The sequence below is a fragment of the Rummeliibacillus pycnus genome, from assembly GCF_002884495.1.
Lineage (GTDB): Bacteria > Bacillota > Bacilli > Bacillales_A > Planococcaceae > Rummeliibacillus > Rummeliibacillus pycnus.
This window is the reverse complement of sequence record NZ_KZ614145.1, coordinates 136,657-163,072: the sequence shown is the minus strand read 5'-3', so window position 1 is coordinate 163,072 and position 26,416 is coordinate 136,657. Positions and strand designations below refer to the sequence as shown.

Sequence of the window (26,416 nt, the reverse complement as noted above, 5' to 3'; positions counted from 1 at the left end):
CCTTCCAAAACCTACACTTACTTTTCATTTTCATGTTCTTTAGATTGTTTTTCGATTAATTCTCTTAACTCATCAATAAATACATTAATGTCCTTGAATTGGCGATAAACGGATGCAAAACGAACATAGGAAACTTCATCTATTTTAGAAAGTCTATCCATTACCATTTCCCCAACATCTTCTGTTTTTACCTCAGCATTACCAATTCTTCGTAAATCTTGCTCAATATTAAACACTAAATCCTCTAACACACTTAAAGCTACAGGACGCTTTTCGCATGCCCGAATAAGACCTCGAAGTACTTTTTCTCGACTAAATTCTTCACGCGATCCATCTTTTTTTATAACAATTAGTGGCATCTCTTCTACTTTTTCAAAAGTCGTAAAACGAAAACTACATGATTCACATTCTCTACGCCTGCGAATGGCTTTATTATCATCAACTGGTCTGCTATCGATGACTTTCGTTCCGTTATACTGACATGCTGGACATTTCATAACTTTTCTCTCCTGATTTCGAAACATATTAGTTTACCTATTATATCAAAAAATAATGATATAAATCGAAAAAAAGAGTAGAAATTGTCCTTTACACTAAAAAAACTGTTCAGAATATGACAAATTTCGATTCTATTATCTATTTTCGCTCAATTTTAGAAAAAAAATCCTTCCAACCAATTCGGTTAGAAGGATTTTATCGAAACGAATAATTATGCGTTTACTGTTTCTTTCAACTCAGCTACAACTTTTTTTGTAAGGTCTACAACGCGTGAAGAGTAACCCCATTCGTTGTCATACCAAGCAAGTACTTTTACTTTACGAGAACCGATTGTCATTGTAGTAAGACCATCAACTGTTGCTGATGCAGGATTTGTATTATAGTCACGAGATACAAGTGGTTCCATTGTGAAATCTAAAATACCTTTTAGTGCTCCTGCAGCCGCTTTTTTGAATGCTTCATTTACTTCTTCAGCTGTAACATCACGTTGTAAGTCTACAACTAAGTCTACTAATGAAACGTTAGGTGTAGGAACACGTAGAGCCATACCATGTAATTTACCTTGTAATTCAGGTAATACTAATGTCAAGGCTTTCGCAGCACCTGTAGAAGTTGGAATAATCGATTCAGCACATGCACGAGCACGACGTAAATCTTTATGTGGATTGTCAATATTTTTTTGATCGTTTGTATATGAATGAACTGTTGTCATTAAGCCGTTATCAATTCCAAATGTATCATTTAGAACTTTTGCAACTGGTGCAAGACAGTTTGTAGTACAACTAGCATTGGAGATAATATCGTGTTTTGAAAGATCTAATTTATCATCATTAACACCCATTACGATTGTAACATCTTCATTTTTACCAGGTGCTGTTAAAATAACTTTTTTAGCACCAGCTTCAAGGTGTAATGCTGCTTTACTACGTTCATTAAATTTACCTGTTGCTTCAATAACGATATCTACACCCATTTCTTTCCAAGGTAAGTTTTGAGGGTTACGATCGTTTACAAGTTGAACGCGTTTACCATTAACAACTAATGCATCTTCTTCTGCTTTTACTTCACCATCAAATCTGCCATGAGTTGTGTCATACTTTATCAAATGAGCCAATGTTTCGGCTGGATAGCTCGCATTTATTGCTACAATATTTAAATCATCTTGCAGTATCGCTTGACGGAAAACCATACGACCAATACGGCCAAATCCGTTAATAGCAATTGAGACTGTCATGAATAAAATCCTCCCTGTTAAACCGTTATACTTCATTTGTTTTATTCTCAAATAGTATAGCACATTTCTCAGAAAGTAAAACATATTATAAGCTATATTTTAATGTTTATATTTTCAGAATATTATAGAGTATTCTTATATAACGTCCCACGAAATGAGTATTTTCAATAGTTGTTCGCGTGTATTTTCAAAATTCCCATTATTATAAATAACTGCATCAGCACCTTTTTCTTTTACAGAAAGTGGAAGCTGCGAGGCGATTCTAGCTTTCGCCTCTTCTTCGGATAAATGATTACGTTCCATTAATCTTGTTAGTTGGGTTTCCTCAGTAACAGAAACGACTAGAATTTTTTCTACAAAATGTTGTAATTTACTTTCAAAAAGTAACGGAATATCCATTACTATATGTTTTTCCCCTTTTTCAAGCCATTCATCCCTTTGTCTCAACATTTCTTTACGAATTGCAGGATGAATAATTTCGTTTAATTCTTTTCTTTTTGCAGGGTTATGGAAAATAATTTCTCCTAGTTTTGCACGGTTTAAAGCACCATTTTCTAGTAAAATATCTTCGCCAAATACTTTTACAATTTTTTGTAATGTCTCTGTTCCTGGTTCTACAACATCTCTAGCAACTACGTCCGCATCAACAATCTTTAAATCTAATTCTTTTAACATATTAGCTACTGTGCTTTTGCCACTAGCAATACTTCCAGTTAAACCAATAATCAATTTATTCACACACCTTTAATGTTGGCATTTCGGACAATACACTGAATTCCTTCCTGAAATAACCATTTGCTTTGTATTAGTATGACATATTGGACACGCTTTCTTCCCATACATCTGTAAACGATCTTGCATTCCACCTGCTTCACCATTTATATTTCGATAATCTGAAATACTTGAACCTCCAGCATCGATACTTTCTTGTAAAATCGATACAATTGTTTGGAATAGCTCCTTTTTTCTTTTATCACTTATGCGAGAAATCTTTCTAGAAGGATGAATTTTCATCCTGAACAACGACTCTGTTGCGTAGATATTGCCACAACCTGCAATGACATGCCCATCCATAATGACTTCTTTCACTGGCTTGTTTGCATATTTAGGTAACTTTGATTTTGTTAAAAAATAGGGCAACGCTTCTTCTAGAAAGGGCTCTGGTGCGATTTCTAAAAGTGGCGGATACTCATCGATAGAATGTAAGAGACGTAATTCCCCAAAACGTCGAATATCAGCATACACAAGAAATTCATCTTGTTCAAAAGTCAATACAATATGAATATGCTTTTGAAACTTATTTTCCGTAATTTCTTTTAATGAGTGAACATGGAACCATGCTCCAGTCATACCTAAATGATTGACCAACACATAGTTTTTGTCACCTTTTTCCAGATAGAAGAAGATATACTTTGAACGTCTTTTGACTTCTCTAATTGTCATGTTTACTAATGCATCCGAAAAAATTTCCGGATCCATTCCCTTAATGATACAGGCTTTTCCTTGATTAATGGAGGTACAGATTGTTTTGGAAACCTGTACATGACGGATTACTTTCTCCGACACGACAGGTTGAAGTGCACGCACAACTCCTTCTACTTCAGGTAATTCTGGCATGCGATCACTGCTCCTTTATTTCGTTTCATACCAAGTAGCACCTGATGCGAAATCTGCTTTTAATGGTACTTTTAGTTGTATACAGTTAGCCATCACTTCTGGTACCAGTTTTTCTAATGTTGCAATTTCTTCCTCTGGTGCTTCAAAGATTAATTCATCATGTACTTGTAATAACATTTTTGCTTGTAAATGATGTTCTTTTAATGCTTTTGCCATATCAATCATAGCTTTTTTGATAATATCTGCTGCGCTACCTTGAATTGGGGTATTCATCGCAGTGCGTTCTGCGAAACTACGCAAATTAAAGTTCGAACTATTTAAATCAGGTAGATAACGTCGACGGTTCAAAATTGTTGTCACATACCCTTTTTTCTTCGCTTCTTCCACAATATTCTTCATATATTCTTGAACACCAGGGAAGCTTTTGAAATAACGTTCGATAAAATCAGCCGCTTCTTTTCGCGTAATATTCAAGTTTTGAGATAAACCATAATCACTAATACCATAAACAATTCCAAAGTTAACTGCTTTTGCTGCCCGTCTCATATTTGAAGTGACATCTTCTGCCTCTACATGGAAAACATCCATAGCTGTTTTCATATGAATATCCATACCATGTTTAAAAGCGTTAATTAGATTTTCATCATTTGACATATGTGCAAGTACCCGTAATTCAATTTGAGAATAATCGGCAGCGAACATTTTCCAACCTTCATGAGAAGGCACAAATGCTTGGCGGATTTTACGCCCCTCTTCTAATCTCACTGGAATGTTTTGAAGGTTAGGATCTGTTGAACTTAGACGACCTGTTGAAGTTAATGCTTGTTGATAACGAGTATGAATTTTTTGATCATCCTGATGAATGACTTTTAAAAGCCCCTCAATATAAGTCGACTGTAACTTTCCTAATTGACGGTATTGTAAAATATGCTGAATAATTTCATGCTCTGGGGCTAATTTTTCTAGTACATCAGCAGCTGTTGAATAACCTGTCTTTGTTTTTTTAATAACAGGTAATCCTAATTTTTCAAATAAAATAACACCTAATTGTTTAGGCGAATTAATATTAAATTTTTCTCCTGCAACTTCATAAATATCTTCCTCGATATCTTTCAATTTAGCTGTTAATTCAGCTCCCATTTCAACTAATCGATGACGATCAACAGATACACCTTGGCTCTCCATTTGACTAAGAATCGTAGCAAGTGGCAATTCTAGATTACGATATAAATCATATTGCTCGTTTTCGTTTAAACGTTGTTCAAGTTTTGGTTGAAGACTAAAAACAGCAGTTGCCTTGCGTCCTGCATGCTCTGCAATAACCTTTTGTTCTGGAATGGCTTTTTTTGCGCCCTTACCATATACAACATCATTTGATTGAACATCTGAGTAACCAAATTCCTTTGCAACGGCTGCTACATCATCAGATGACATTGCAGGATTAAGAATATATGCTGCTAATAAAAAGTCAAAATCAACACCATTTAGTTTGATTCCACTTCTTAATAATGCTGCTTGTGTTGCTTTTGAATCAAATAAGTACTTTCTTTTTGTCTCGTCTTCAAGCCATGCGATAAATTCTTTGGATTTTAAAGCATTTTCAAATGGAATATAATAAGCTATTTCGCCTGCAGTTAGCGCAATTCCAAATTTTTCGCAAGTATGATAATGTTCATCTGCTAACTCTAAATGCATAGCCATTGGGCTTGTCAATTGTTCTTCTGTTAGATCGTTCACAATTTCAAATTTTAATGCGGTTGTTTCTTTAGCTTCTGCTTTATAACTGCTTTTTTCAATTAAAGATTTGAATGAAAGATCTTGCCATAAACCAAATAACTTATCAACATCTGGTCCCTCGTAATGTAATTCATCAATTGTTATTTCAATAGGTGCTTCACGGTTAATTGTCGCAAGTTGTTTACTCATTTTCGCTTGCGCTTCGTTATTCACAAGTTTTTCTTTTAGCTTTGCTCCACTTACTTCATCAATATGTTCATACACTTCTTCAACAGTTGGAAATTGGGTAAGTAGTTTGATCGCAGTTTTTTCACCAACACCTGGAACACCAGGAATATTATCAGATGAATCGCCCATTAAGCCTTTCATGTCAATAATTTGATGTGGCATTAGGCCATATTTTTCTCCTATATGCTCCGGTGTATAGTGTTCAATATCTGTCATACCTTTTCGAGTAATATAAACTGTTGTATTAGTAGATGCTAATTGCGTTAAGTCCTTATCACCTGAAACAATAATTACTTCAAGGCCTTGTTCATCTGCTTGTTTACTCAATGTGCCAATAATATCATCTGCTTCGTACATTTCTAACTCGTATTGTTTAATTTGATATGCATCTAGCAGTTTTCGCAAATATGGAAATTGCTCCGATAATTCAGGAGGGGTCTTTTGTCTACCACCTTTATATTCTGAATAGGTTTTATGTCGAAATGTTGTTTTACCAGCATCGAATGCTACAAGCATTTTGGTTGGCTTTTCTTCTTCTACTATTTTTTGCAACATCGTTGTAAATCCATATACTGCATTCGTATGGATACCATGGTCATTTGTTAATAATGGTAACGCAAAAAACGCTCGATACGCCAAACTATTACCATCTAATAAAAGTAACTTTTCCTTTGTCATATAGGCACACTCCTAAATAGTTAAATCGCTTATTCTTTATATTCATTTTCTGCATATTATAGAGATTTCATTAGCTATTTCTCATTCTCTATTTTAACATGCTTATTAGCGGAAAGGAAAAGAGTGCTGTTCAATATACGAAAAAACGTTCGGTTTTATAATAAAATAAAAAGAGAGCGCTATGAAACTGCGACTCTCTTTTTAGAAAGAATTTGAAGGGGGCTTCAACTATTAGTATAAAGCTGCTATTTTTGGTTTATATAAAGACATTGTAAAGATATTGTAAAGTCAATAAACATAGCTATCTTTTTCTTATTTTTCCTTTAAGGGAGTCCATTTCATAAATGCTTTTCCAGTTAAAAAAAACGAATGATTTATAAATGTACAAACCATAATTCGGATTATACTTTATATATAGTTTTTCTTAATATGCCACTCCAGATGGTGCTTTCGTGCTAAGCGAGCGGTGAGCCTCCTCGTTCGCTGATGCTACCTGCGGGATCTCACCTGTCTCGCTTTCCCGCAGGACATTGAATAAGCTTCCTTGAATTACCACCGCACAAAGAAAATGCGAATGCATTTTCGAGGACTCGCCATCTTTCGCTTCTTAGACAACGTTCAAATAGATATAGCGTATCTTTGAATTATGAAATTGATTTAAGTAAATACAAAAAACGAGGAATTCCCCGTTTTTTGATCTAACTTAGTTTAACCATAAAGTTCATCTTATCTTTAGTTTTTATCTAGCTATTTAAGCAGTAATATCACTTTTCCCCTAAACAGTCCTATAAAATAATCTTAGAGTTAAATTTTTGGAAAAATGAGACGCATTGTTGTTCCTTTTCCAACAACACTATCCACTTGTATTTTCCCATGATGCGCTTCAACTAGGTGTTTTACGATTGCTAACCCTAATCCCGTTCCACCAGAATTTCGACTTCGTGCTTTATCTATACGATAAAATCGTTCAAATACTCGTGGAATTTCTTCTTTACTTATCCCAATTCCTTCATCAGAAATCTCAAGAATGGCATTTTGATCTTTTTCAAAAAGATGAACCGTAATTTTCGTTCTTTCTGGTGAATAGTTAATCGCATTGACCATTAAATTCATCACCACTTGCACTAAGCGATTGGGATCACCATAAATATAAACTTCTTCATCAATTTTCGCTTCAAACCGCATATGTTTTTCTTCTATCTTTTGATGCGTCATTTCAATTGTTCGTATAATCACATCACGTAAACTTGTTTTTTCCATATTAACAGTAAAGCCCGTCTTTTCAATTTTCGATAAATCGAGTAGATCATTCACCAATATTTGTAATCGATTACTTTCTTTATTTATGATTTCTAAAAAGCTTAGAAGCGTTTCTTCTTCCTTATATGCACCATCTAAAAGTGTTTCCGAAAAACCTTTTATAGATGTAATCGGTGTTCGAAGTTCATGAGATACATTTGCGACAAAATCTTTTCTTATTTGTTCTAACATTTTTAATTCTGTAATGTCATGCATCACAATCACAACGCCAAGCCACAAGCCATGCTCTCCAACTACAGGTGCACCATATACTTCCATATCACGGTATTCATGTTGAATTTTAATGTGAATTTGTTTTCTATATGGTACTTCTGTTCTAAAGACATAATCTACAAATTCTTCTAATTCATGAGGTAACCCTAATTCACGGAAAAGTTGGCTTTGTACATCTTCGTATTGTTGATCAAATAACTCGGTAAAAACTCGATTGACAATCGTAATATCTCCTTCTCTACCGATCATAATAAGAGCGCTTCCCATATTTTCAATTAATGTCTTCAAGCGTTCTTGTTCAATTTCACGAACAATCATGATATCTTGCAAATTTCTTGCAAGTCCATTCACTGCCTTGCTCAATTGTAATGTTGGCGATCCAGTTACTTCATATGCCCTAGCAAGATAATTTCCTTTTGAAAGTTCATGAGCAGTCATCATAACATTATCAATCGGCTGAGATAGGTTTTTGATAAGTCGATATGTGATTACTATTAAGATAATAAAAGTAATCACAAAAATTATAGCCAGTAAGATCCATAGCTGTAGGCGAATATCCGATATATCTTGAATCTTTGTATGATAAGTAATCGCATCAAGGATTGAATTTTTTTGTGAGTTTGTTAAATCTATTTGTCCTTTTTCTATAGCATGTGTGACATTTTCTCTTGATTTGATAACATTTGTTCTGATTGAGTCTTTCACTAGAAGTGGAAATAGCTGACCTAATGTAAAGCCGAGGCCAGCTAAAGTGATGATATATAACAATCCAAAAGCAAACAATAAACGTAAACGTAATGACTGTATCAATTTTTTGGCTCCTCAAATTTGTAGCCTAATCCTCGAATTGTTTTAATAAATTTTGGTTTTCGGCTATTCTCTTCAATTTGATCACGCAAATGACTAATATGCACATCTACTATACGCGTATCACCCGCAAAGTCATAATGCCACACAGCACTTAATAATTGATCGCGTGTTAACACCCGATTTTTATTTTCTAAAAGATACAACAGTAATTCAAACTCTTTAGGTGTAAATTCTAGTAATCGGTCATCCAAGAACGCTTCAAAACGATCAGGATAAACGTTTAGATGGCCTATATGATATGATTTTTCACCCATAGCTTGTTCATTTTCATCCTGAGGTTGATCGATAACTTTTGAACGTCTCAATACTGCTTTTACACGTGCCATTACTTCTCTTGGACTAAATGGTTTTGTCATATAATCATCTGCACCTAATTCAAGTCCTAGCACTTTATCAAATTCATCATCTTTTGCTGTAAGCATAATTATAGGCGTGTTGATTTTCTTCATACGTAATTCTTTACAAACTTCCATGCCATCCAATTTCGGTAACATTAAATCTAACAAGATTAAATCCGGTTTTTCAGAAATAGCTTGATCTAAACCGGCACGTCCATCGTTTGCTGTAACAACTTCATAGCCAGCTTGTTTTAGATTATATTGTAATAAGGTTGCAATCGATATTTCATCTTCTACTACTAATATTTTGTTTGTCATTTTTATGCCTCCGCAGCTGATTTGAAACCCCCATCTCAAATCTACTTGCTTTAAGTTGAAATTTATTTTGGATGAATTGGTGGGATTGCTACAACAGTTCCCACTAGCACAATCTCTTCCTTATCATTTGTACCTTCTACCTTTATGATAATTTCACGATCAACTAAATTTATTTGCTCAACAATTAGTTGTATTTGAATGGTTTCATAATGGTATAAAGGCTTAGGAAATTGGAATGTTTGTTCACGTATATATGAACCTGCACCAGGTAAATATTTTGAAATAGCTGATGTCACAATTCCTATCAACATAATAGTTGGTACAACTGGTTTTTCATAAGTGGTTTGAGCAGCATAGTCATGTTGTATGTACAAAGGATTATTATCATTTGTTATTCCTAAGTATAATAACAAATCTTTATCCTCAATTTTTTCTGTAAGCTGAATCGACTCCCCGACTGATAATTCTTCAAGCTGTTTGCCCAGCTTTCTTTTTTTATCAAGTAACACAGGATTCCCCCTTTGAAATATTCAGTAATTTCATAGTATCAATAATCCAAAGAAAAATCGAGTACGAAAGCGAAAAGTATTATTTTCAGTTGATCCTAATCCATTCCCAAAATCTATTCTCTAGTTTTTATTCGTTTTTGCATGATGAAATTGATTAGAGTGATCCTTTTAGTTTACTTAATAAGTTTCTTTATCTTTTAAAACTGAATTTTCTATAAAAAATCGGATAGGCAAATGCCTACCCGATTTTTGGAAATAAAATTATTAAGCAAGAAGGCTCATAACGTTTTTAACTGCCTCAGCAGATTGATCTAAAGCAGCTTTTTCTTCAGCAGTCAAATCTAATTCGATAATTTGTTCAATACCGTTACCACCTAATATAGTTGGTACACCTAGGTATATACTATTGTAACCATATTCTCCTTCTAGGTATGCAATTGAAGGTAATACACGACGTTGATCTTTAAGGATTGCTTCAGCCATCTCTACAAGAGAAGCTGCTGGAGCGTAGTAAGCAGAACCATTACCAAGTAAGTTAACGATTTCGCCACCACCTGTACGAGTACGTGCTACGATTTCATCTAATCGCTTTTTAGAAATTAAAGTTTCTAGTGGGATACCGCCTGCATAAGAGTATCGAGTAAGTGGTACCATCGTATCACCATGACCACCAAGTACAAAACCAGTTACATCTTTAACAGAAATGTTTAATTCCTCTGCTACGAAAGTACGGAAACGAGCAGTATCAAGAACACCTGATTGACCTATAACTCGGTTTTTAGGAAATTCTGATTCTTTATAGACTGTATAAGTCATTGCATCCACTGGGTTCGTTAATACAATAATCGTTGCGTTCGGAGAATATTTAACCACTTCTCCTGTTACCGTTTTCATAATATTTTGATTGATTTGAACTAAGTCGTCACGGCTCATACCAGGTTTTCTGGCAACACCTGCAGTGATAATAATAACATCTGAATCTTTCGTGTCTTCGTAATTTGAAGTGCCAATGATATGACAGTCAAAGCCTTGAACTGGAGCAGCTTCAGCCATGTCTAAAGCTTTCCCTATTGTTGGTTTTTCAGCTTGTGGAATATCAACTAAAACAACATCTCCAAGTTCTTTTTGTGCTATTAAGAATGCAGAAGTAGCACCAGTGAAGCCAGCGCCGATTACTGAGATTTTTTTACGATTAGAAACCATTATAAAAAACCTCCCTTAATAATATAAAAAAGGGAAAAGGGATGAACCCTTTTCCCTCATATGTTACACATATGTGAATTAAAGATTTTTGATTAATTCATTAGCGAATTCAGAACATTTAACTTCTGTAGCGCCATCCATTAGACGAGCAAAGTCGTAAGTTACAACTTTAGAAGCAATTGTTTTTTCAACTGAAGCAGTGATCATGTCAGCAGCTTCCTTCCATCCTAAGTGTTCAAGCATAAGTACGCCTGAAAGAAGTACTGAAGATGGGTTTACTTTATCTAAACCAGTATATTTTGGAGCTGTACCGTGAGTAGCTTCGAAAATTGCATGTCCAGTTACATAGTTAATGTTAGCACCTGGAGCAATACCGATACCACCAACTTGTGCAGCAAGTGCATCAGAGATATAGTCACCGTTTAAGTTCATTGTTGCAACAACATCGAACTCTTTAGGACGAGTTAAGATTTGTTGTAAGAAGATATCTGCGATAGAATCTTTTACTAAGATTTTGCCAGCAGCTAAAGCTTCAGCTTGAGCTTTATCAGCAGCTTCTTGACCTTGTTCAGCTTTAATAGCATCGTATTGGTTCCAAGTGAAAGTTTTATCAGCGAATTCATTTTCAGCTACAGCATAACCCCAAGCTTTGAATGCACCTTCAGTGAATTTCATAATGTTACCTTTATGAACTAAAGTAACTGATTTACGGCCTTCTTTGATTGCATAGTTGATAGCAGCACGTACAAGACGTTCTGTACCTTCTTTTGATACTGGTTTAATACCGATACCAGAAGTTTCTGGGAAACGAATTTTGTTTACACCCATTTCGTTTTGTAAGAAGTTAAGAACTTTTTTAACTTCGTCTGAACCTTCTTTGTATTCGATACCAGCATAGATATCTTCAGTGTTTTCACGGAAGATTACCATATCAATATCATCTGGGCGTTTAACTGGAGAAGGAACACCTTCAAAGTGACGCACTGGACGTAAGCAAACATATAAGTCAAGTTGTTGACGTAATGCTACGTTTAGTGAACGAATACCTCCACCGATTGGTGTTGTAAGAGGGCCTTTAATAGCGATTAAATATTCATTGATTTTATCTAGAGTTTCTTGTGGTAACCATTCGCCAGTTTTGTCGAATGCTTTTTGACCAGCCAAAACTTCAAGCCATTGAATTTTCTTTTCGCCATTATAAGCTTTCTCTACTGCTGCATCGATTACACGTGAAGCAGCTGCCCAGATATCAGGGCCGATTCCGTCACCTTCGATGAATGGAATAACTGGGTTGTTTGGTACATTAAGTACACCGTTTTCTACTACGATTTTCTCGTTAGACATTTGTTCCTTGCCTCCTATATTCATACACGTAGGGCAGGAGCTAAATAAGCGCCGCCCTACGATAATACCATTATAACAATTATCTTTCTTCAACTGGTACATATTTTTGCATACCAGGTCCAACATATTCTGCACGTGGGCGAATTAAGCGGTTATTAGCATATTGTTCTAGGATATGAGCTACCCAACCAGATACACGTGAAACAGCGAATACTGGAGTGAATAAATCATGATCAATACCTAGTGAATCGTAAACTGATGCTGAGAAGAAGTCTACGTTTGCTGGTAAATGTTTTTGTTCTTGAATCATGTCATGGATTTTAACTGACATTTCGTAAAGTTCAGGTTTACCTTTTAGTTTAGTCAATTTTTCAGACATTAAACGTAAATGTTTTGCACGTGGGTCACCTTTACGGTATACACGGTGTCCGAATCCCATGATTTTTTGTTTGTTATCCAATTTGTTTTGGATGTATGATTCTACGTTATCGATAGAACCAATTTCAGATAACATTTTCATAACTTGTTCGTTTGCGCCACCGTGAAGAGGTCCTTTAAGAGCACCAATTGCAGCAGTAACACCTGAATACATATCAGATAATGTTGCTACACATACACGAGCAGTAAATGTAGATGCATTCAATTCATGGTCTGCATGAAGAACTAAAGCTTTGTTGAAAGCTTCTTCTTCAATTGGTTCTGGTTCTTTACCAGTTAACATGTACAAGAAGTTAGCTGCATAAGATAAATCTTTTTTAGGTGCAACTGGTTCTTTACCAGCACGCATACGACCAAATGCTGTAACTACAGTTGCCATACGAGCTTGTAATTTGATAGCTTTACGGTAGTTCGCTTCATCTGACATATCTTCTGCGTCTTCATCATATAAAGCTAATAAAGATACTACAGTACGTAGAGCTGCCATTGGGTGAACTGATTTAAGATCGTAAGTTTTGAAGTGATCTAATACTGCTTGTGGCACTGCCATATTATCTGCTAGTTGTTGTTTAAGTTCAGCTAATTCGTCCGCTTTCGGTAAACGTGTGTGCCATAGTAAGTAAACTACCTCTTCAAAAGATGCGTTTTCTGCTAAATCATCAATGTTGTAGCCTACATATGTAAGAGTATCATCAATGATTGAGCTAATCTTAGTTTCAGCTGCTACAACGCCTTCTAAACCTTTAGTTGTTGCCATTATTTCTCGCTCCTTTTTAGGTATTAAAGTAGTGTAAAAAATCAAATTTCGACACTTAAAAAATCAATATGAACCTATAAGTAAATCGCTTACATTGATATTATAATAAATTATGACGTCTTTGTGAATGAAAAACCCTCAAATCATGAAAAAACGCTTTTATGGAGAAAATATAAGCATTTTATAGAAAATATTAAAACTATTAAGAAAACATAAATTGGTAAATAAGGAAGCTGGTGACCACATTTTTAAAATTTCAGACAAAAACATCATAAATAATATAAAATTATGGAGTTTCATACTCTTTTTAGTTCTTTTCGCATGGCTCATTCTTCCAGTAACTTTAGCAATCGTTCTTGCTTATTTTCTGTCTCCTTTACTTCAATTATTCCATAAACGAGTAAAATTACCTTCATTTCTTTCTGCACTTCTAACTGAAATACTTATAGTTGTAGGCTTAGCAGTAGGATTACTATTCCTCGCTTCAGTACTTATTGATACATTACCTGTTTTAAAAGAAAATTTATCAGAAGCCTCATCATTCATTCATATCCCTTCGGCGATCGTTACTCAAATTAGAGAACAATTATTTAATCTATTCGATATAATGTTGAGCAAAATTTTTCAATCTATACAGGATATCATGCAAAATCTTGTTGAGGTTACTATTTTTATCGTTGCTTTTTACTTCGCATTATACGAAACGAGCAGGAATAAATATTGGTTTTTCACCTATATTCCTGCTCGTTTTCGAAAGTCTTTTCAAAGTATTTTTGAAGAGGCGACTACAATATTTAGTTATTTTATCTCTGTTGAAGTTCGTCTATTAATGATCACTTTAGCGTTATTATCAATTGGCTTTTTTATACTAGGATTTTCACAACCAGTTGGAAAAGCACTACTGATTTCAATTTGCGATTTCTTGCCATTTTTAGGAATTGGCATTTTCTTAATTCCTATTAGTATTATTTTCATAACGATAGGAAAAGTAGCATTGGGCATCCAATTACTAATTTTATATGTAGTGATACAGCTTACAAGGCAATTCGCCGAATCTATGATGTGGGCGTCTACCATGCAGATTCGCTCGGTACACGCCTTCATCTTAAGTGCAATCAGCTTACTACTATTTGGGGTTGCAGGTATAATTATTAGCCCATTCATATTATTAATCGCAGTTAAATTAAAACGTCACCCTATTTTTGCATCAAAATAATTTGACCTTTTTTCATTTTTTTACGCAACCAATAATAAATCATTGGTTTAAATAACTTTCTTGTTGCTGGCATTACCAATAAAATACCAAGAATATCTGAGATAAACCCAGGTAGAACGAGTAAGACGGAACCAACAAATGTTAAAACTCCATCAATAATCGCATCTCCTGGTGCTTGCCCTCTTTCAATTGCTATCTTTAGTTGTTGGAAAGCTTTTATACCTTTTGTTTTAGCTAGATATACACCAAGCATCCCTGTTACAACTATTAATAATAGAGTTGGAAAAGCGCCAATTAATTTACCAGATAATAAAACAACACATATTTCAATAATCGGAACTAAAATTAAGAACATTAAAAATTTCCGCATTGTCTTCACCTCTTTTTTAGAGTTCTATAGATTTAAAATCTATATGAATGCGGTTTTTTGTACTATAGAATTCTGGAAGCACCATAGTAGATAACACCTGAAACGGCATCCATTGAAACTTCTTGGTTATTTTTTATTAGTTTAGTTGCATCTTTAACTCCAACTATAACAGGGATGCCTAAACTTAAACCTACCACAGCAGCATGGCTTGTTAATCCGCCTTCTTCTGTTATCAAACCAGCACAATTCGAAATTGCAGGCATCATTTCGCGATCTGAACCAATTGTCACAATAATACGATCTTTTGTATCTTCTGCTAATGCTTCAGCTGCATTACGCACAACTAATGCTTTACCAATTGCAGTAGATTTTCCAATGCCTTGTCCTTTTGTAAGCATATCTCCAATTACATGTAGTTTCATCAAGTTAGTTGTACCTGCCTGACCTACTGGCACACCAGCAGTAATCACTACTAAATTGCCATGTTTTACATAACCCTTATCTAAACTTTGTTGGACAACTTGTTCTAATACTTCATCCGTTGAAGTTACTTGAGGAGCTACAATAGGAATGACGCCCCACACAAGTGCAAGGTTTCGACAAACTTCATCTGAAGATGTCATTGCAATAATTGGTACACCTGGTCGATATTTTGCAATCATCTTAGCCGTATTACCACTTTCAGTCGGTGCTAAAATAGCAGATACTTGAAGATTCAAAGATGTGTGAACAACAGCTTGGCTAATTGCTTCAGTCATGTTAGATCCTTTTTCTTTACTACGCTCATTTACAATTCGTTTATGATCTAAGGTTTTTTCTATTCTGTTTGCTATTTTATCCATTGTTTTCACAGATTCAACAGGATAAAGGCCAGCAGCTGTTTCACCTGATAGCATGATGGCATCAGTACCATCAAGAATGGCATTAGCAACGTCACTCGCTTCAGCACGTGTTGGACGTGGATTACGTTGCATCGAATCTAACATTTGAGTAGCTGTAATAACAGGTTTTCCTGCTCTGTTACATTTATGGATTAAATTCTTTTGAACAATTGGTACTTCCTCAGCAGGAATTTCAACACCAAGATCACCTCGAGCAACCATGAGACCGTCTGATACTTGAATAATTTCATCGATATTATCGACACCTTCTTGGTTTTCGATTTTTGGAATGATGTGAATATGATTACCACCATTTTGTTCAAGTAATTCTCGAATTTCCATAACATCTGATGAACGACGAACAAAGGAAGCAGCGATGAAGTCTACTTTTTGTTCAATACCAAATAGAATATCTTGTGCGTCTTTTTCTGTTATACCTGGTAATTGAACAGAGACTCCTGGTACATTGACACCTTTTTTATTTTTTAATACGCCTGCATTTTCAACTCTTGTATGGATTAAACCTGCTTCTTGATCAATACCTGTTACATGTAATTCAACTAATCCATCGTCAAGTAATATAACGGATCCAACCTCTACATCTTCGATTAGTCTTTCATAAGTGATAGAGAAGACTTCTTTGTTACCAAGAACTTCAGTCATCGAGATATCAATATTTTGGCCTGTTACAAGTTCAATTGCTCCATCTTCCATATTATGAGTACGTATTTCAGGTCCTTTTGTATCAAGTAAAATAGCTACAACCTTCCCTGTTTTTTTCGCTGCTTCACGAATTGCTTTAATACGTACTGCATGTTCCTCATGACTACCATGAGAAAAGTTTAAGCGAGCTACATTCATACCTGCTTCGATTAATGCAACTAATGTTTCTTGCGATTCACTTGCGGGTCCAATAGTACAGACAATTTTAGTTTTTCTCATTGATTTACCACTCCAATTTGTTAGATCGATAATTCTTTCGATAAAGTATACATTGATAATTCCGCTTTATGTTCCTTGTTAAAGGCTTCATTCAAATCATAGTCTACCACCTCATGATTGCGAATGCCAATAGCTACACCTCCGCGGTTTTCCATTAAAACTTCTACCGCCTTTGCACCGAGTTGACTTGCAAGTACACGATCTCTAGCAGTTGGCGAACCTCCACGTTGAATATGTCCTAAGACCGATACACGCGTTTCGATGTCGGCTTTTTCTTTAAGAATTTTTGCTAATTCTCCACCAGACATTACACCTTCTGCAACAATTATAATACTATGTTTTTTTCCACGTTCATGCCCTTGTTCTAAACGATTTACCAATCCATCTATATCGTTTGGAACTTCAGGGATTATGATTGTTTCAGCCCCGCCTGCAAGACCTGCCCAAAGTGCTAAATCACCTGCGTCTCTTCCCATTACCTCGATAATAAAAGAACGCTCATGAGAAGTAGCTGTATCACGAATTTTATCGATACATTCTATTACTGTATTTAAAGCTGTATCAAAACCGATTGTATAATCTGTACCAGGAATATCATTGTCAATTGTTCCCGGTACACCAATGCATGGGAATCCCTTATTCGATAGAGCAAGTGCCCCACGGTAAGATCCATCTCCTCCGATGACAACAAGTCCTTCAATTCCATGTTTCTTTAATTGTTCGATTGCCTTTTGTTGACCTTCATCTGTTTTAAATTCTAGACAACGAGCAGAATATAACATTGTCCCACCCCGTTGAATAATGTCCCCTACATCACCAGCGCCTAAATTTTCGATAGTTCCATCTAGTAGGCCTTGATATCCATGATAAATTCCTGCAACTTCAATGCCATGATAAAGTGCTTTTCTGACAACTGCACGGACAGCAGCGTTCATGCCAGGAGCGTCTCCACCGCTAGTTAATACGCCTATTTTTTTCATCTTGATCAACCTCCTGCCCATTCTTCACTCGAGCATATTGTAAAGACTAGATGTATATGTATAGCTTTTCAAAATGTTCGAATGTCTGAAAGAAAGAGGCTGATTCAAACGATCGTAAACATTCGTTTAAAACAGCCTTTTATCTTAATATAACATTATTTTAACTTGTCAGACGTCTTTTAGAAACAATTATTCTGAAAAAATGCCTATTTTTCTAAATTTATTGTAACGTTGATCAACTAATTCATCTTCTGATAAATCTTCTAATTCCTCTAGTGATTTTAATAAGATTTCTTTTAAGAATTGTGCTTGCTTTTTAACATCTTTGTGTGCTCCACCTAAAACTTCAGGTACAATAGCTTCTATTATATCTTCTTCTTTTAAGTTTGGAGCTGTGATTCTCATAGCCTCAGCTGCTTTTTGTGCAAGGGCAGCATCTTTCCAAAGAATTGAAGCAGCACCTTCTGGTGAAATAACCGAATAAGTTGAATTCTCTAGCATATGAACATGATTAGCAACTCCCAATGCTAAAGCTCCACCACTTCCGCCTTCACCAATTATTACACTGATGATTGGAACCTTTAATCCAGCCATCTCTAATAGGTTTCTTGCAATCGCTTCACTTTGACCACGTTCCTCAGCTGCTTTACCAGGATAGGCACCTTTTGTATCAATGAAACAAATAATCGGGCGTCTAAATTTCTCTGCTTGTTTCATTAAACGTAGTGCTTTTCGATATCCTTCTGGATGAGGCATACCAAAATTACGGCGAATATTTTCTTTTGTATCTTTACCACGTTGGTGACCGATAATAGTGATAGGAGTTCCCTCAAAGGAAGCAATACCTCCAACAATTGCTGCATCATCGCCAAAATTACGATCGCCATGCAATTCGATGAAATCGTTAAAAATTTCATGAACATAGTCTAGTGTTGTTGGACGTTCTGGGTGTCGTGCAATTTGTACTCGATCCCAAGGTTTAAGATTATGATAGATTTCTTTTTCAAGTTTTGTAAAACGTTGTTCTAACTGATTAATTTCTTTAGATAAGTCTACTTCAGCATTTGATGTAAAATCTTTCAACTCTGTTATTTTAGAGCGTAATTGAACAAGTGGCTCTTCAAAAGGTAATGTCTTTACCATTTAGATTGCCTCCTTTACATGCAATTTCACAATTGTGCTAACTGTCTTACGCAAATCGTGACGATTTACCACAGCATCTAATTGACCATGAGCTAACAAAAATTCAGCTGTTTGGAAATCGTTTGGAAGTTTTTCTCTCACCGTTTGTTCAATAACTCTTCTTCCAGCAAAACCAATCAAAGCTTGTGGTTCTGCCAAATTTATATCGCCTAAGGAAGCAAAACTTGCAGATACACCACCAGTTGTTGGATGAGTCATAATTGAAATGAATAAGTTACCTTTTGCGCCGTGACGTTCAAGTGCAACACTTGTTTTTGCCATTTGCATAAGTGAGATAACTCCTTCTTGCATTCTAGCGCCACCACTTGCAGTAAAGATAATAAAAGGTACACCGAGCTCTGTAGCCTTTTCAATTGCTCGTGTAATTTTTTCCCCTACAACAGACCCCATAGATCCCATTCGGAAAAACGAATCCATTACTGCAACCACAACTGGACGATTTTCAATTTTACCTACACCTGTCAAAACAGCTTCATTTAATCCAGTCTTTTTCATATCTGATTTTACTTTTTCAACATATCCCGGGAAATTGAGCGGATTTACAGTTTGTAAATGATCATCGATTGATTGGAATGATCCTTCATCTAAGAAGTCCTCGATTCGTTCTTTTGCTGTCATTTTATGATGGTACTGACAATTAGGACAAACCTTTTTGTTCTTTTGTAAATCTTTTGTCAGCATTACATGATTACATTCTGGACATTTTGTCATGATACCTTCAGGTACTTCATGTTGTTCACGCGTAATCGTTATATTCTTATTAGGTTTATTTTTTTTAAATAAATCTCGAATACTCATAACTATTCTCTCCCTTTATGTAGTATCTTTGTCCAATCTCCATAGGCCTGAATTGCCTTTTTGGTATGTCCAAGCATTATTTCACTTATAAAAATTTGTAGTAGTGGTTGTTCTTCTTCTGTAGATAGTCCACTATATGGTTCTTTTCCATATTGTTTTAAAAGTATCCAAATTTTAAGCACTAGTCGGTTATTTGAGGTAATAATGATTTCTCTCATCAAATCTTCACGTGCAATCCGTCCCTCAGCAATCACATTTGTTAACAAACTCTCCCACACCGGTAAATTCCGAAGTGTTTCATCTTCCGCTACAATGCGGATTGCATCACGTTCTAAAATCATCCTTGTTTCGTGAACATTTCTTAAATCTTTTTCCTCTTGTAAAATAAAAGTCGATAACACTTCGACTAATTGATGATTGTTAAAATCCGCTACAAAGGTACCCCCACCTCTACGGGTTTCAATCAAGCCTAGTAGTTCTAGACTGCGTAGCGCTTCTCTAATGGATGAACGGCCTACATTTAATCGTTCTGCAAGAACACGTTCAGACGGAATTTTACCCCCAGGCGGAATTTTTTCATCTTGAATAATCCCACGTAATTCACGTACAATTTGTATAAACATTTTCGAAGCAGCTTTTTCTACGCTCATACCTAGTCTCCTCAGTGTTCCTTATATACTCAAAAGTGGTCTGACCACTTTTGAATAATATGATACAGAAATTGTTATAGTTAGTAAAGCAAAAAGTAAAAAAACTGTGCGATGGTCACACAGTTTAGACATTTTTCCTATAATTTCATAGTAATATTTATGATGAAATAACTGTATATTTCTTTAATATAATTTGTGGTTGTCCTTTTCTTACTTCAACAAACCCTTCTACAATAAGTATTTGGTCCTCTTTTATCCATTCTACTAACGATAAATATTCTTTGGGAAAAATAGTTACAGAGATACTCCCGAATTCATCCTCTAATTCTATAAATCCCATTAATTCGCCTTTTTTCGTTCTAATTTGTTTAACAGAAGCTATTAATCCTACAATTTTGACATATTGTCTACCTTTCATATGTCTAATCAAATCTGTAGTTGTTGATTGAATCTGTTGATCTTGCTTCACCTTTTGAACCGGGTGTGTAGAAATATAGAATCCTAACACTTCTTTTTCAAATTGTAATTTTATTTTGTCCGGAATTGGACTTGCTTTAGCATGTTTAGGTTTACCAAAGAAGAAGGAGAGATCATCTAATAGCTGATTTTCTTCATCTGGTCGATACAATTCTGCATGTTTAACAGCCGCATCGATTGTTGCTAGTAATTCCGCCCGATCTTTCCCAAACTCATCAAGAGCACCAGCTTTTATAAGTGGTTCTAAAGCTTTACGTGTAAAATGTAATGCCGTCAAGTCTAGTGCCATATCGAATATATCTTGCCAATTCTTATGCGTTTCCTTACGAATTTCCATTACTTTGTTCAAAAAAGTATGCGGTACGCCTTTAATTGCAGTTAATGCAAATCGAATAGCACCATTTTGAACACGGAAGGATTGCCCACTATGATTAATGGAAGGAGGTAAAATAACAATTCCTTTTTTCTTTGCTTCTTGTAATATTCTATTAAACTTCTCATGATTCCCCATGGTCGAAGTCAGTAATGCTGCATAAAAATAGGCTGGAAAATTTGCTTTTAGATACGCCATTTGATATGAAATCATGCTATAAGCTACTGCATGACTTTTTGGGAAACCATAATTGGCAAAACGAACAATTAAATTGTATATATCTTCTGCAGTTTGTTCTGAAAATCCATTATTAATCGAATTTTTTACAAAATGATCTTTTTCAGCATCAAGCACTTCTTTTTTCTTTTTACTCACAGCACGGCGTAGTATATCTGCTTCTCCCATTGAGAAACCTGCCATACGTGAAGCAATTAGCATGATTTGTTCTTGATATACGATAACACCATACGTTTCACCCAAAATAGGTTCTAGTACTGAATGTGGCATTTCTATTTTTTCTTGTCCATGCTTTCTTCTACTATAGATCGGTATAAAATCCATTGGACCTGGACGATATAATGCATTTACTGCTACGATATCCTGAAATATTGTTGGCCGTATTTCACGTAATGCCTGTCTCATTCCTTCTGATTCTAATTGAAATACACCAGTAGTATCACCATTTTGAAGAAGTTCAAATGTTTTTTGATCGTGTAATGGAATTTTTTCAAATTGTAAAAATCGCTTTTGATCATAGTAAATCATTGAACGAATTCTTTCTAATATCGTTAAATTACGCAAACCTAAAAAGTCCATTTTCAATAAACCGATCGATTCTACTTCCTGCATTGGCCATTGTGTTAAAAAAAGTCCTTCATTTCCTTTTTCAATAGGAACAACGTTAACTAAAGGTTCAGGACATAATACAACACCTGCCGCATGTGTAGATGCATTCCTTGGTAATCCTTCTAAATTCATGGCCACTTGCATCCATTGTTGCCTAATTTCACTTGAATGTGCAAAACCTCTTAAGGCCTCTGATTGATCCAAAGCTTCTTGCAGAGTGATTCCCACTTTCCCAGGTATTAGAGCAGAAATCTGAGCAAGTTCTTCATTGCTAAAGCCAAATACCCTTGCAACATCCCGTGCTACAGCTTTTGCTGATAATGTTCCAAAAGTGATGATTTGTGATGTGTAATTGGCTCCGTATTTTTCTGCTACATATTCAATTACTTCTTGTCTACGATAATCTGCAAAATCTACATCAATATCTGGCATGGTAATACGCTCTGGATTTAAAAATCGTTCAAATAACAAACCGTACTGTAATGGATCTACATCTGTAATACGAAGCGTATATGCAACGAGTGAACTAGCTGATGATCCACGGCCAGGTCCTGTTAAAATATGCTTATTTCTTGCAAATTGGATATAATCAGCAACAATGAGAAAGTAATCAGCATACCCCATTTTTGTTATAATACCTAATTCATAGGACAATCTGTCATGATATTCTTTTCCTGCATCAGGAATACGATTATGTAATCCCTCTAAACAGTTTTTCCTTAAAATTTCCTCTGCTGTTTCACCATCTGGTACAGGAAATTTCGGCATATAAAAATGGTGATAATCTAGTTCTACTCTGCAAGACAAAAGCATTTCATCCGTTGCCTTTAGCCATTCAGGATGATCATTAAACCAATCGATATATTGCTGAGAAGTCGGTAAAAACTGCTTACTTTCTCTTAAAGTAAGTTTTTCCTGATCAGCCATTTTAACGCCTGTTGAAATCGCCTTAGCAACTTCAAAAGTAAAAGCATCCTCTTCTTTAGCAAAAGTACTTAAATGAGTAGCGCAAATTTTAATAGAGTGTTCACTACAAAATTGCACGACTTCATCTTCCATATGATTTTTTATACCACCAGGCCTATCAATACCAATTACTAAGTGGTTGACTTCTAATAAACTCAAAAGCTTTTCAATTGCAATGAAGGGCGATTCTTCTTGTTGCCAGGCATCACTGGTGACTGGTACTAATGTGATACAACCTTCTCGATAACCTTCTAGCCATCTTAATGGTATTGATTCATTGTCTCGTAAAGAAGTAGAGGAGGTAATTTTCAATAAATTTTTATAACCATTCATATTCTTTGCATATAATACGAGAGGTCTAATATCTCCTTGACTAACTTCAACTTGCACTGTTAAACCAATTACAGGGTGAATCGATGTCTTTTTCAGAGCACGCCAAAAAGGCAGCAGCCCATATAATTTTGAATTCGTAATAGCTACTGCCTTCGCATTTTCATGTTGAAGGAAGGAAATGAGCTCACCTATGCGAATTGTACTCTTTAGCATGTCCGCAGCTGTTACAATTTGTGAGTATACAGGTTGCAACCTCATCGCTTCCTTTCTTTTCTATACTTCCTTACAAAGCAACTGTAGTTTTTCAATCATTTCTTCTGCTTCAGACCATTCAAAAATTTTAGCCCCTGAAGCCATTGGATGACCACCGCCACGATATTGTTTGGCTAAAGTATTAATAACAGGTCCTTTTGAACGTAAACGAACACGAATTTGATCTTCTTCCTCTACGAACATAAGCCACGCCTTTATTCCTTTTACATCCCCTAGTGAGCCAACTAATGCTGAAGTGTCACTTGCTGTAACACCAAATTCCTCTAAAATATGGATCGGTAATTTAATAAAAGCTGCTCCATTCTCGTCAATAGAAAAGTTTTGATAAATATAACCTTGTAAATGTAAAAGCGAACGATCTAATTCATACATACCATTGAATAGCTCTGTACGATCAAAATCATACTGAATAAGCTCACCTACTACATTGAATGTAGTTTCAGTAGTACTCGGATAAATAAAACGACCTGTATCACCAACTATACCCGCAAACAGTAGTCGTGCACCAGTAGCATCCATTTTCCATCCTGCTGTTTCTTGACCTTCTTTAAATAATTCGTAAATCATCTCACTACATGAACTTGCCGCAGTATTTACCCATAACAAATCACCATAAGCATCGTCATTCGGATGATGATCGATTTTAATTAAAAATTTTCCATTACGATAACGTTGATCATCTATTCGCTCTGTATTTGCGGTATCCGTACAAATAACTAATGCATTTTCATAGATATCATCAGCAATATTTTCAGGATGTCCTAAATAATCAAATGCTTGATCATGTTCACCAACTGCATATATCTTTTTTTCTGGATAAGTTGTTTTTAATATAGCTTGTAAGCCTAATTGTGAACCATATGCATCTGGATCCGGACGCACATGGCGATGCAAAATAATCGTATCATACAATGAAATGGTTTCAATTATATCTTTTTTCAAGAAAACTCCTCCAATGATTTGTTTTTTACTTATAGTAATATCTCCTAGTTTCTACTATCTTTTTTTTACCAGTATCGTTAAAATAAAGGTAGATTTACTTTTTAGGAGGAACACCATGAGTAATATCTTAAATATTATTTTAGCATTTTTAATCGTTATTTCATTTGTGTTTTACTTATATTTTAAAACAAAACAAATTCGCACAAACTTACCAATTCGTAAAAAATGGTATACGAACCGTGCAGGCGTTGCACTTGGTATTATTCTGATTTTATTTGGCATTAATCAAATAATTTTATACCATACTGTTCTTACATATGTAGTTTGCCTCATCATGATTGTATTTGGGTTATTTGCATGTATCAATTATTATAAACGAGTTCGCCACTATGGACAGTATATTGCTGAAGAAGAAGAATTGAACAAAAAGTGATGCGCATAATGCGCATCACTTTTTTGTTGTATACATTAACGTTCAAGTAATTGGAAGGTAGCCATTGCTTTTCCCACTAACATATCTTCACTAAATACTTCAAAATCCATCTTGGCGAATTTACGACTCATATCTAATATTCGCGGTTTGACTGTAACTAAAGTTTCCATTTGAATAGGTTTGATAAAGTAGATCGTCATATTTTCTAATACACTCTCACCACGTTTTACTTTTTTCAATGTGAAGGAACCTGATTCAACGACTAAAGTTGTGAATGCACCGTAGGAAATTGCACCGAATTGATTTGTCATTTGAGGCGTTACAGAGAATTTAATATCTATTTCATCTTCTGATAAATCCATTGACATCTCATTTCGTACTAAATCATCAATTGTTTCACCATGTTGTGGTTGTCTTTGAGCCATTTGTAATGCTTTAAGTACATCTTGACGACTTACAACCCCTTGTAAGATTCCGTGTTCGTCTGCAACAGGTAATAAATCTATACCTTCCCAAATCATTCGATGCCCAGCTGTTGCAACACTTGTTTTCATGGTTACAGTTATTGGATTTCTTGTCATTAAACGATCAATTTGATCACTCTCTTGTTTTCCAATTAAATCACGTGAAGTGACAATGCCGACTATTTTCCCGTGTTTATCGACTACTGGGTAGCCACCATGTGTAGTTTCAGAATTGAGCAGATTATAATCTTTGACAGTATCCGTTGACCTTAAATAAGATGTGTCTTTAATTGGAATAACAATATCTTCAATTAATAAAATCTCTTTTTTAATCAATTGGTCATAGATAGCGCGATTAATCATTGTTGCAACTGTAAAAGTATCATAACTTGTCGAAATAATTGGCAACTCCAATTGATCTGCTAATTTCTTTGTTTCTTCTGTTGTATCGAAACCACCTGTAATCAGTACTGCTGCACCTTCTTTGAGGGCATATTCATGTGTACGTTCGCGATTTCCAACAATTAGTAGACTACCTGCATCTGTATAACGCATCATATCTTCAAGTTTCATCGCACCAATAACGAACTTTGTCAATGTTTTATGAAGACCGCCCTTGCCACCTAATACTTGTCCATCCACAATATTGACAATCTCTGCAAATGTAAGTCGTTCAATATTTTCTTTTTTCTTCTTTTCAATTCGAATGGTACCTACTCGTTCAATTGTACTTACCAAACGTCTTGTTTCAGCTTCTTTAATCGCACGATATGCTGTTCCTTCACTAACAGACATTTCTTTTGCAATTTGACGAACTGAAATTTTGTCGCCTACTGGTAATGATTCAATAAATTGAAGAATCTTTTCATGTTTTGTAGCCAAAAAATCACCTATTTCTCAACATCATTCTGGCTTAAGTGTAACATATTTCATTCATTTTCTTTAGTATTTTGATAATAGAAATAAA

Annotated in this window: 22 protein-coding genes; 2 read left to right on the top strand and 20 right to left on the bottom strand. The window is 35.2% G+C overall.

What is annotated here, in order from left to right; genetic code table 11:
• Positions 1–17: 17 nt before the first annotated feature.
• From nrdR to citZ, 11 genes are all read right to left on the bottom strand, one after another.
• Entirely contained in the window at positions 18–497 is a 480-nt protein-coding gene (nrdR, locus tag CEF14_RS00860) for a transcriptional regulator NrdR (protein WP_102691085.1), read from the bottom strand.
• Between the two features lie 212 nt (positions 498–709).
• Complete coding sequence (locus CEF14_RS00855) at positions 710–1,732, bottom strand: glyceraldehyde-3-phosphate dehydrogenase (protein WP_102691084.1); 1,023 nt, start codon at positions 1,730–1,732, stop codon at positions 710–712.
• A gap of 135 nt (positions 1,733–1,867) precedes the next feature.
• Positions 1,868–2,461: a dephospho-CoA kinase gene (coaE, locus tag CEF14_RS00850; protein WP_102691083.1), complete on the bottom strand. Its 594-nt coding sequence runs from the start codon at positions 2,459–2,461 to the stop codon at positions 1,868–1,870.
• Positions 2,462–2,476: 15 nt separating this feature from the next.
• Positions 2,477–3,349: a bifunctional DNA-formamidopyrimidine glycosylase/DNA-(apurinic or apyrimidinic site) lyase gene (mutM, locus tag CEF14_RS00845; protein WP_102691082.1), complete on the bottom strand. Its 873-nt coding sequence runs from the start codon at positions 3,347–3,349 to the stop codon at positions 2,477–2,479.
• 15 nt (positions 3,350–3,364) lie between these two features.
• The gene (gene polA / locus CEF14_RS00840; RefSeq protein WP_102691081.1) at positions 3,365–5,992 is read right to left on the bottom strand and encodes a DNA polymerase I; all 2,628 of its coding nucleotides are present in this window, start codon (positions 5,990–5,992) and stop codon (positions 3,365–3,367) included.
• A gap of 804 nt (positions 5,993–6,796) precedes the next feature.
• Positions 6,797–8,332 (bottom strand): two-component system histidine kinase PnpS, encoded by a 1,536-nt coding sequence (gene pnpS, locus CEF14_RS00835; RefSeq protein WP_102694249.1) that lies wholly within the window; start codon positions 8,330–8,332, stop codon positions 6,797–6,799.
• A complete protein-coding gene (locus tag CEF14_RS00830; protein ID WP_102691080.1) occupies positions 8,332–9,051 on the bottom strand; it encodes a response regulator transcription factor in 720 nt (239 codons plus the stop codon). Before CEF14_RS00830 ends, pnpS begins: the two co-directional genes overlap by 1 nt.
• A 62-nt stretch (positions 9,052–9,113) precedes the next feature.
• Positions 9,114–9,560 carry a MaoC/PaaZ C-terminal domain-containing protein gene (locus tag CEF14_RS00825; protein ID WP_102691079.1) on the bottom strand — a complete coding sequence of 149 codons (447 nt, stop codon included), beginning with the start codon at positions 9,558–9,560 and terminating at the stop codon, positions 9,114–9,116.
• A gap of 264 nt (positions 9,561–9,824) precedes the next feature.
• Positions 9,825–10,763 carry a malate dehydrogenase gene (gene mdh / locus CEF14_RS00820; protein ID WP_102691078.1) on the bottom strand — a complete coding sequence of 313 codons (939 nt, stop codon included), beginning with the start codon at positions 10,761–10,763 and terminating at the stop codon, positions 9,825–9,827.
• 78 nt (positions 10,764–10,841) lie between these two features.
• On the bottom strand, positions 10,842–12,107 hold the full coding sequence (gene icd / locus CEF14_RS00815) for an NADP-dependent isocitrate dehydrogenase (RefSeq protein ID WP_102691077.1): 1,266 nt from the start codon (positions 12,105–12,107) through the stop codon (positions 10,842–10,844).
• A 79-nt stretch (positions 12,108–12,186) separates the two neighbouring features.
• Positions 12,187–13,302: a citrate synthase gene (citZ, locus tag CEF14_RS00810; RefSeq protein ID WP_102691076.1), complete on the bottom strand. Its 1,116-nt coding sequence runs from the start codon at positions 13,300–13,302 to the stop codon at positions 12,187–12,189.
• Positions 13,303–13,519: 217 nt separating this feature from the next.
• On the opposite strand from citZ, the gene CEF14_RS00805 reads away from it, so the two are divergent.
• Entirely contained in the window at positions 13,520–14,518 is a 999-nt protein-coding gene (locus CEF14_RS00805) for an AI-2E family transporter (RefSeq protein ID WP_170061391.1), read from the top strand.
• On the opposite strand, the gene CEF14_RS00800 is transcribed toward CEF14_RS00805, so the two are convergent.
• The 8 genes from CEF14_RS00800 to CEF14_RS00765 all read right to left on the bottom strand — a co-directional run bounded on the left by CEF14_RS00800 (position 14,499) and on the right by CEF14_RS00765 (position 24,552).
• Positions 14,499–14,888, bottom strand: a complete 390-nt coding sequence (locus tag CEF14_RS00800) for an FxsA family protein (protein WP_102691074.1) — start codon at positions 14,886–14,888, stop codon at positions 14,499–14,501. The two genes, CEF14_RS00805 and CEF14_RS00800, sit on opposite strands and share 20 nt — an antisense overlap.
• Positions 14,889–14,950: 62 nt before the next feature.
• Positions 14,951–16,711, bottom strand: a complete 1,761-nt coding sequence (pyk, locus tag CEF14_RS00795; protein WP_102691073.1) for a pyruvate kinase — start codon at positions 16,709–16,711, stop codon at positions 14,951–14,953.
• A gap of 20 nt (positions 16,712–16,731) precedes the next feature.
• A complete protein-coding gene (gene pfkA / locus CEF14_RS00790; RefSeq protein ID WP_102691072.1) occupies positions 16,732–17,691 on the bottom strand; it encodes a 6-phosphofructokinase in 960 nt (319 codons plus the stop codon).
• A gap of 189 nt (positions 17,692–17,880) precedes the next feature.
• Positions 17,881–18,834 (bottom strand): acetyl-CoA carboxylase carboxyl transferase subunit alpha, encoded by a 954-nt coding sequence (gene accA / locus CEF14_RS00785; RefSeq protein WP_102691071.1) that lies wholly within the window; start codon positions 18,832–18,834, stop codon positions 17,881–17,883.
• The gene (gene accD / locus CEF14_RS00780) at positions 18,835–19,692 is read right to left on the bottom strand and encodes an acetyl-CoA carboxylase, carboxyltransferase subunit beta (protein WP_102691070.1); all 858 of its coding nucleotides are present in this window, start codon (positions 19,690–19,692) and stop codon (positions 18,835–18,837) included. It abuts the gene before it with no gap.
• A gap of 2 nt (positions 19,693–19,694) precedes the next feature.
• On the bottom strand, positions 19,695–20,342 hold the full coding sequence (locus CEF14_RS00775; protein ID WP_102691069.1) for a FadR/GntR family transcriptional regulator: 648 nt from the start codon (positions 20,340–20,342) through the stop codon (positions 19,695–19,697).
• A 157-nt stretch (positions 20,343–20,499) separates the two neighbouring features.
• Entirely contained in the window at positions 20,500–23,595 is a 3,096-nt protein-coding gene (gene dnaE, locus CEF14_RS00770) for a DNA polymerase III subunit alpha (RefSeq protein WP_102691068.1), read from the bottom strand.
• A 15-nt stretch (positions 23,596–23,610) separates the two neighbouring features.
• A complete protein-coding gene (locus CEF14_RS00765) occupies positions 23,611–24,552 on the bottom strand; it encodes a DHH family phosphoesterase (RefSeq protein WP_102691067.1) in 942 nt (313 codons plus the stop codon).
• A 115-nt stretch (positions 24,553–24,667) separates the two neighbouring features.
• On the opposite strand from CEF14_RS00765, the gene CEF14_RS00760 reads away from it, so the two are divergent.
• Positions 24,668–24,985 carry a YtpI family protein gene (locus tag CEF14_RS00760; RefSeq protein ID WP_102691066.1) on the top strand — a complete coding sequence of 106 codons (318 nt, stop codon included), beginning with the start codon at positions 24,668–24,670 and terminating at the stop codon, positions 24,983–24,985.
• Positions 24,986–25,020: 35 nt separating this feature from the next.
• On the opposite strand, the gene CEF14_RS00755 is transcribed toward CEF14_RS00760, so the two are convergent.
• Entirely contained in the window at positions 25,021–26,331 is a 1,311-nt protein-coding gene (locus tag CEF14_RS00755) for a DRTGG domain-containing protein (protein ID WP_102691065.1), read from the bottom strand.
• Positions 26,332–26,416 lie beyond the last annotated feature (85 nt).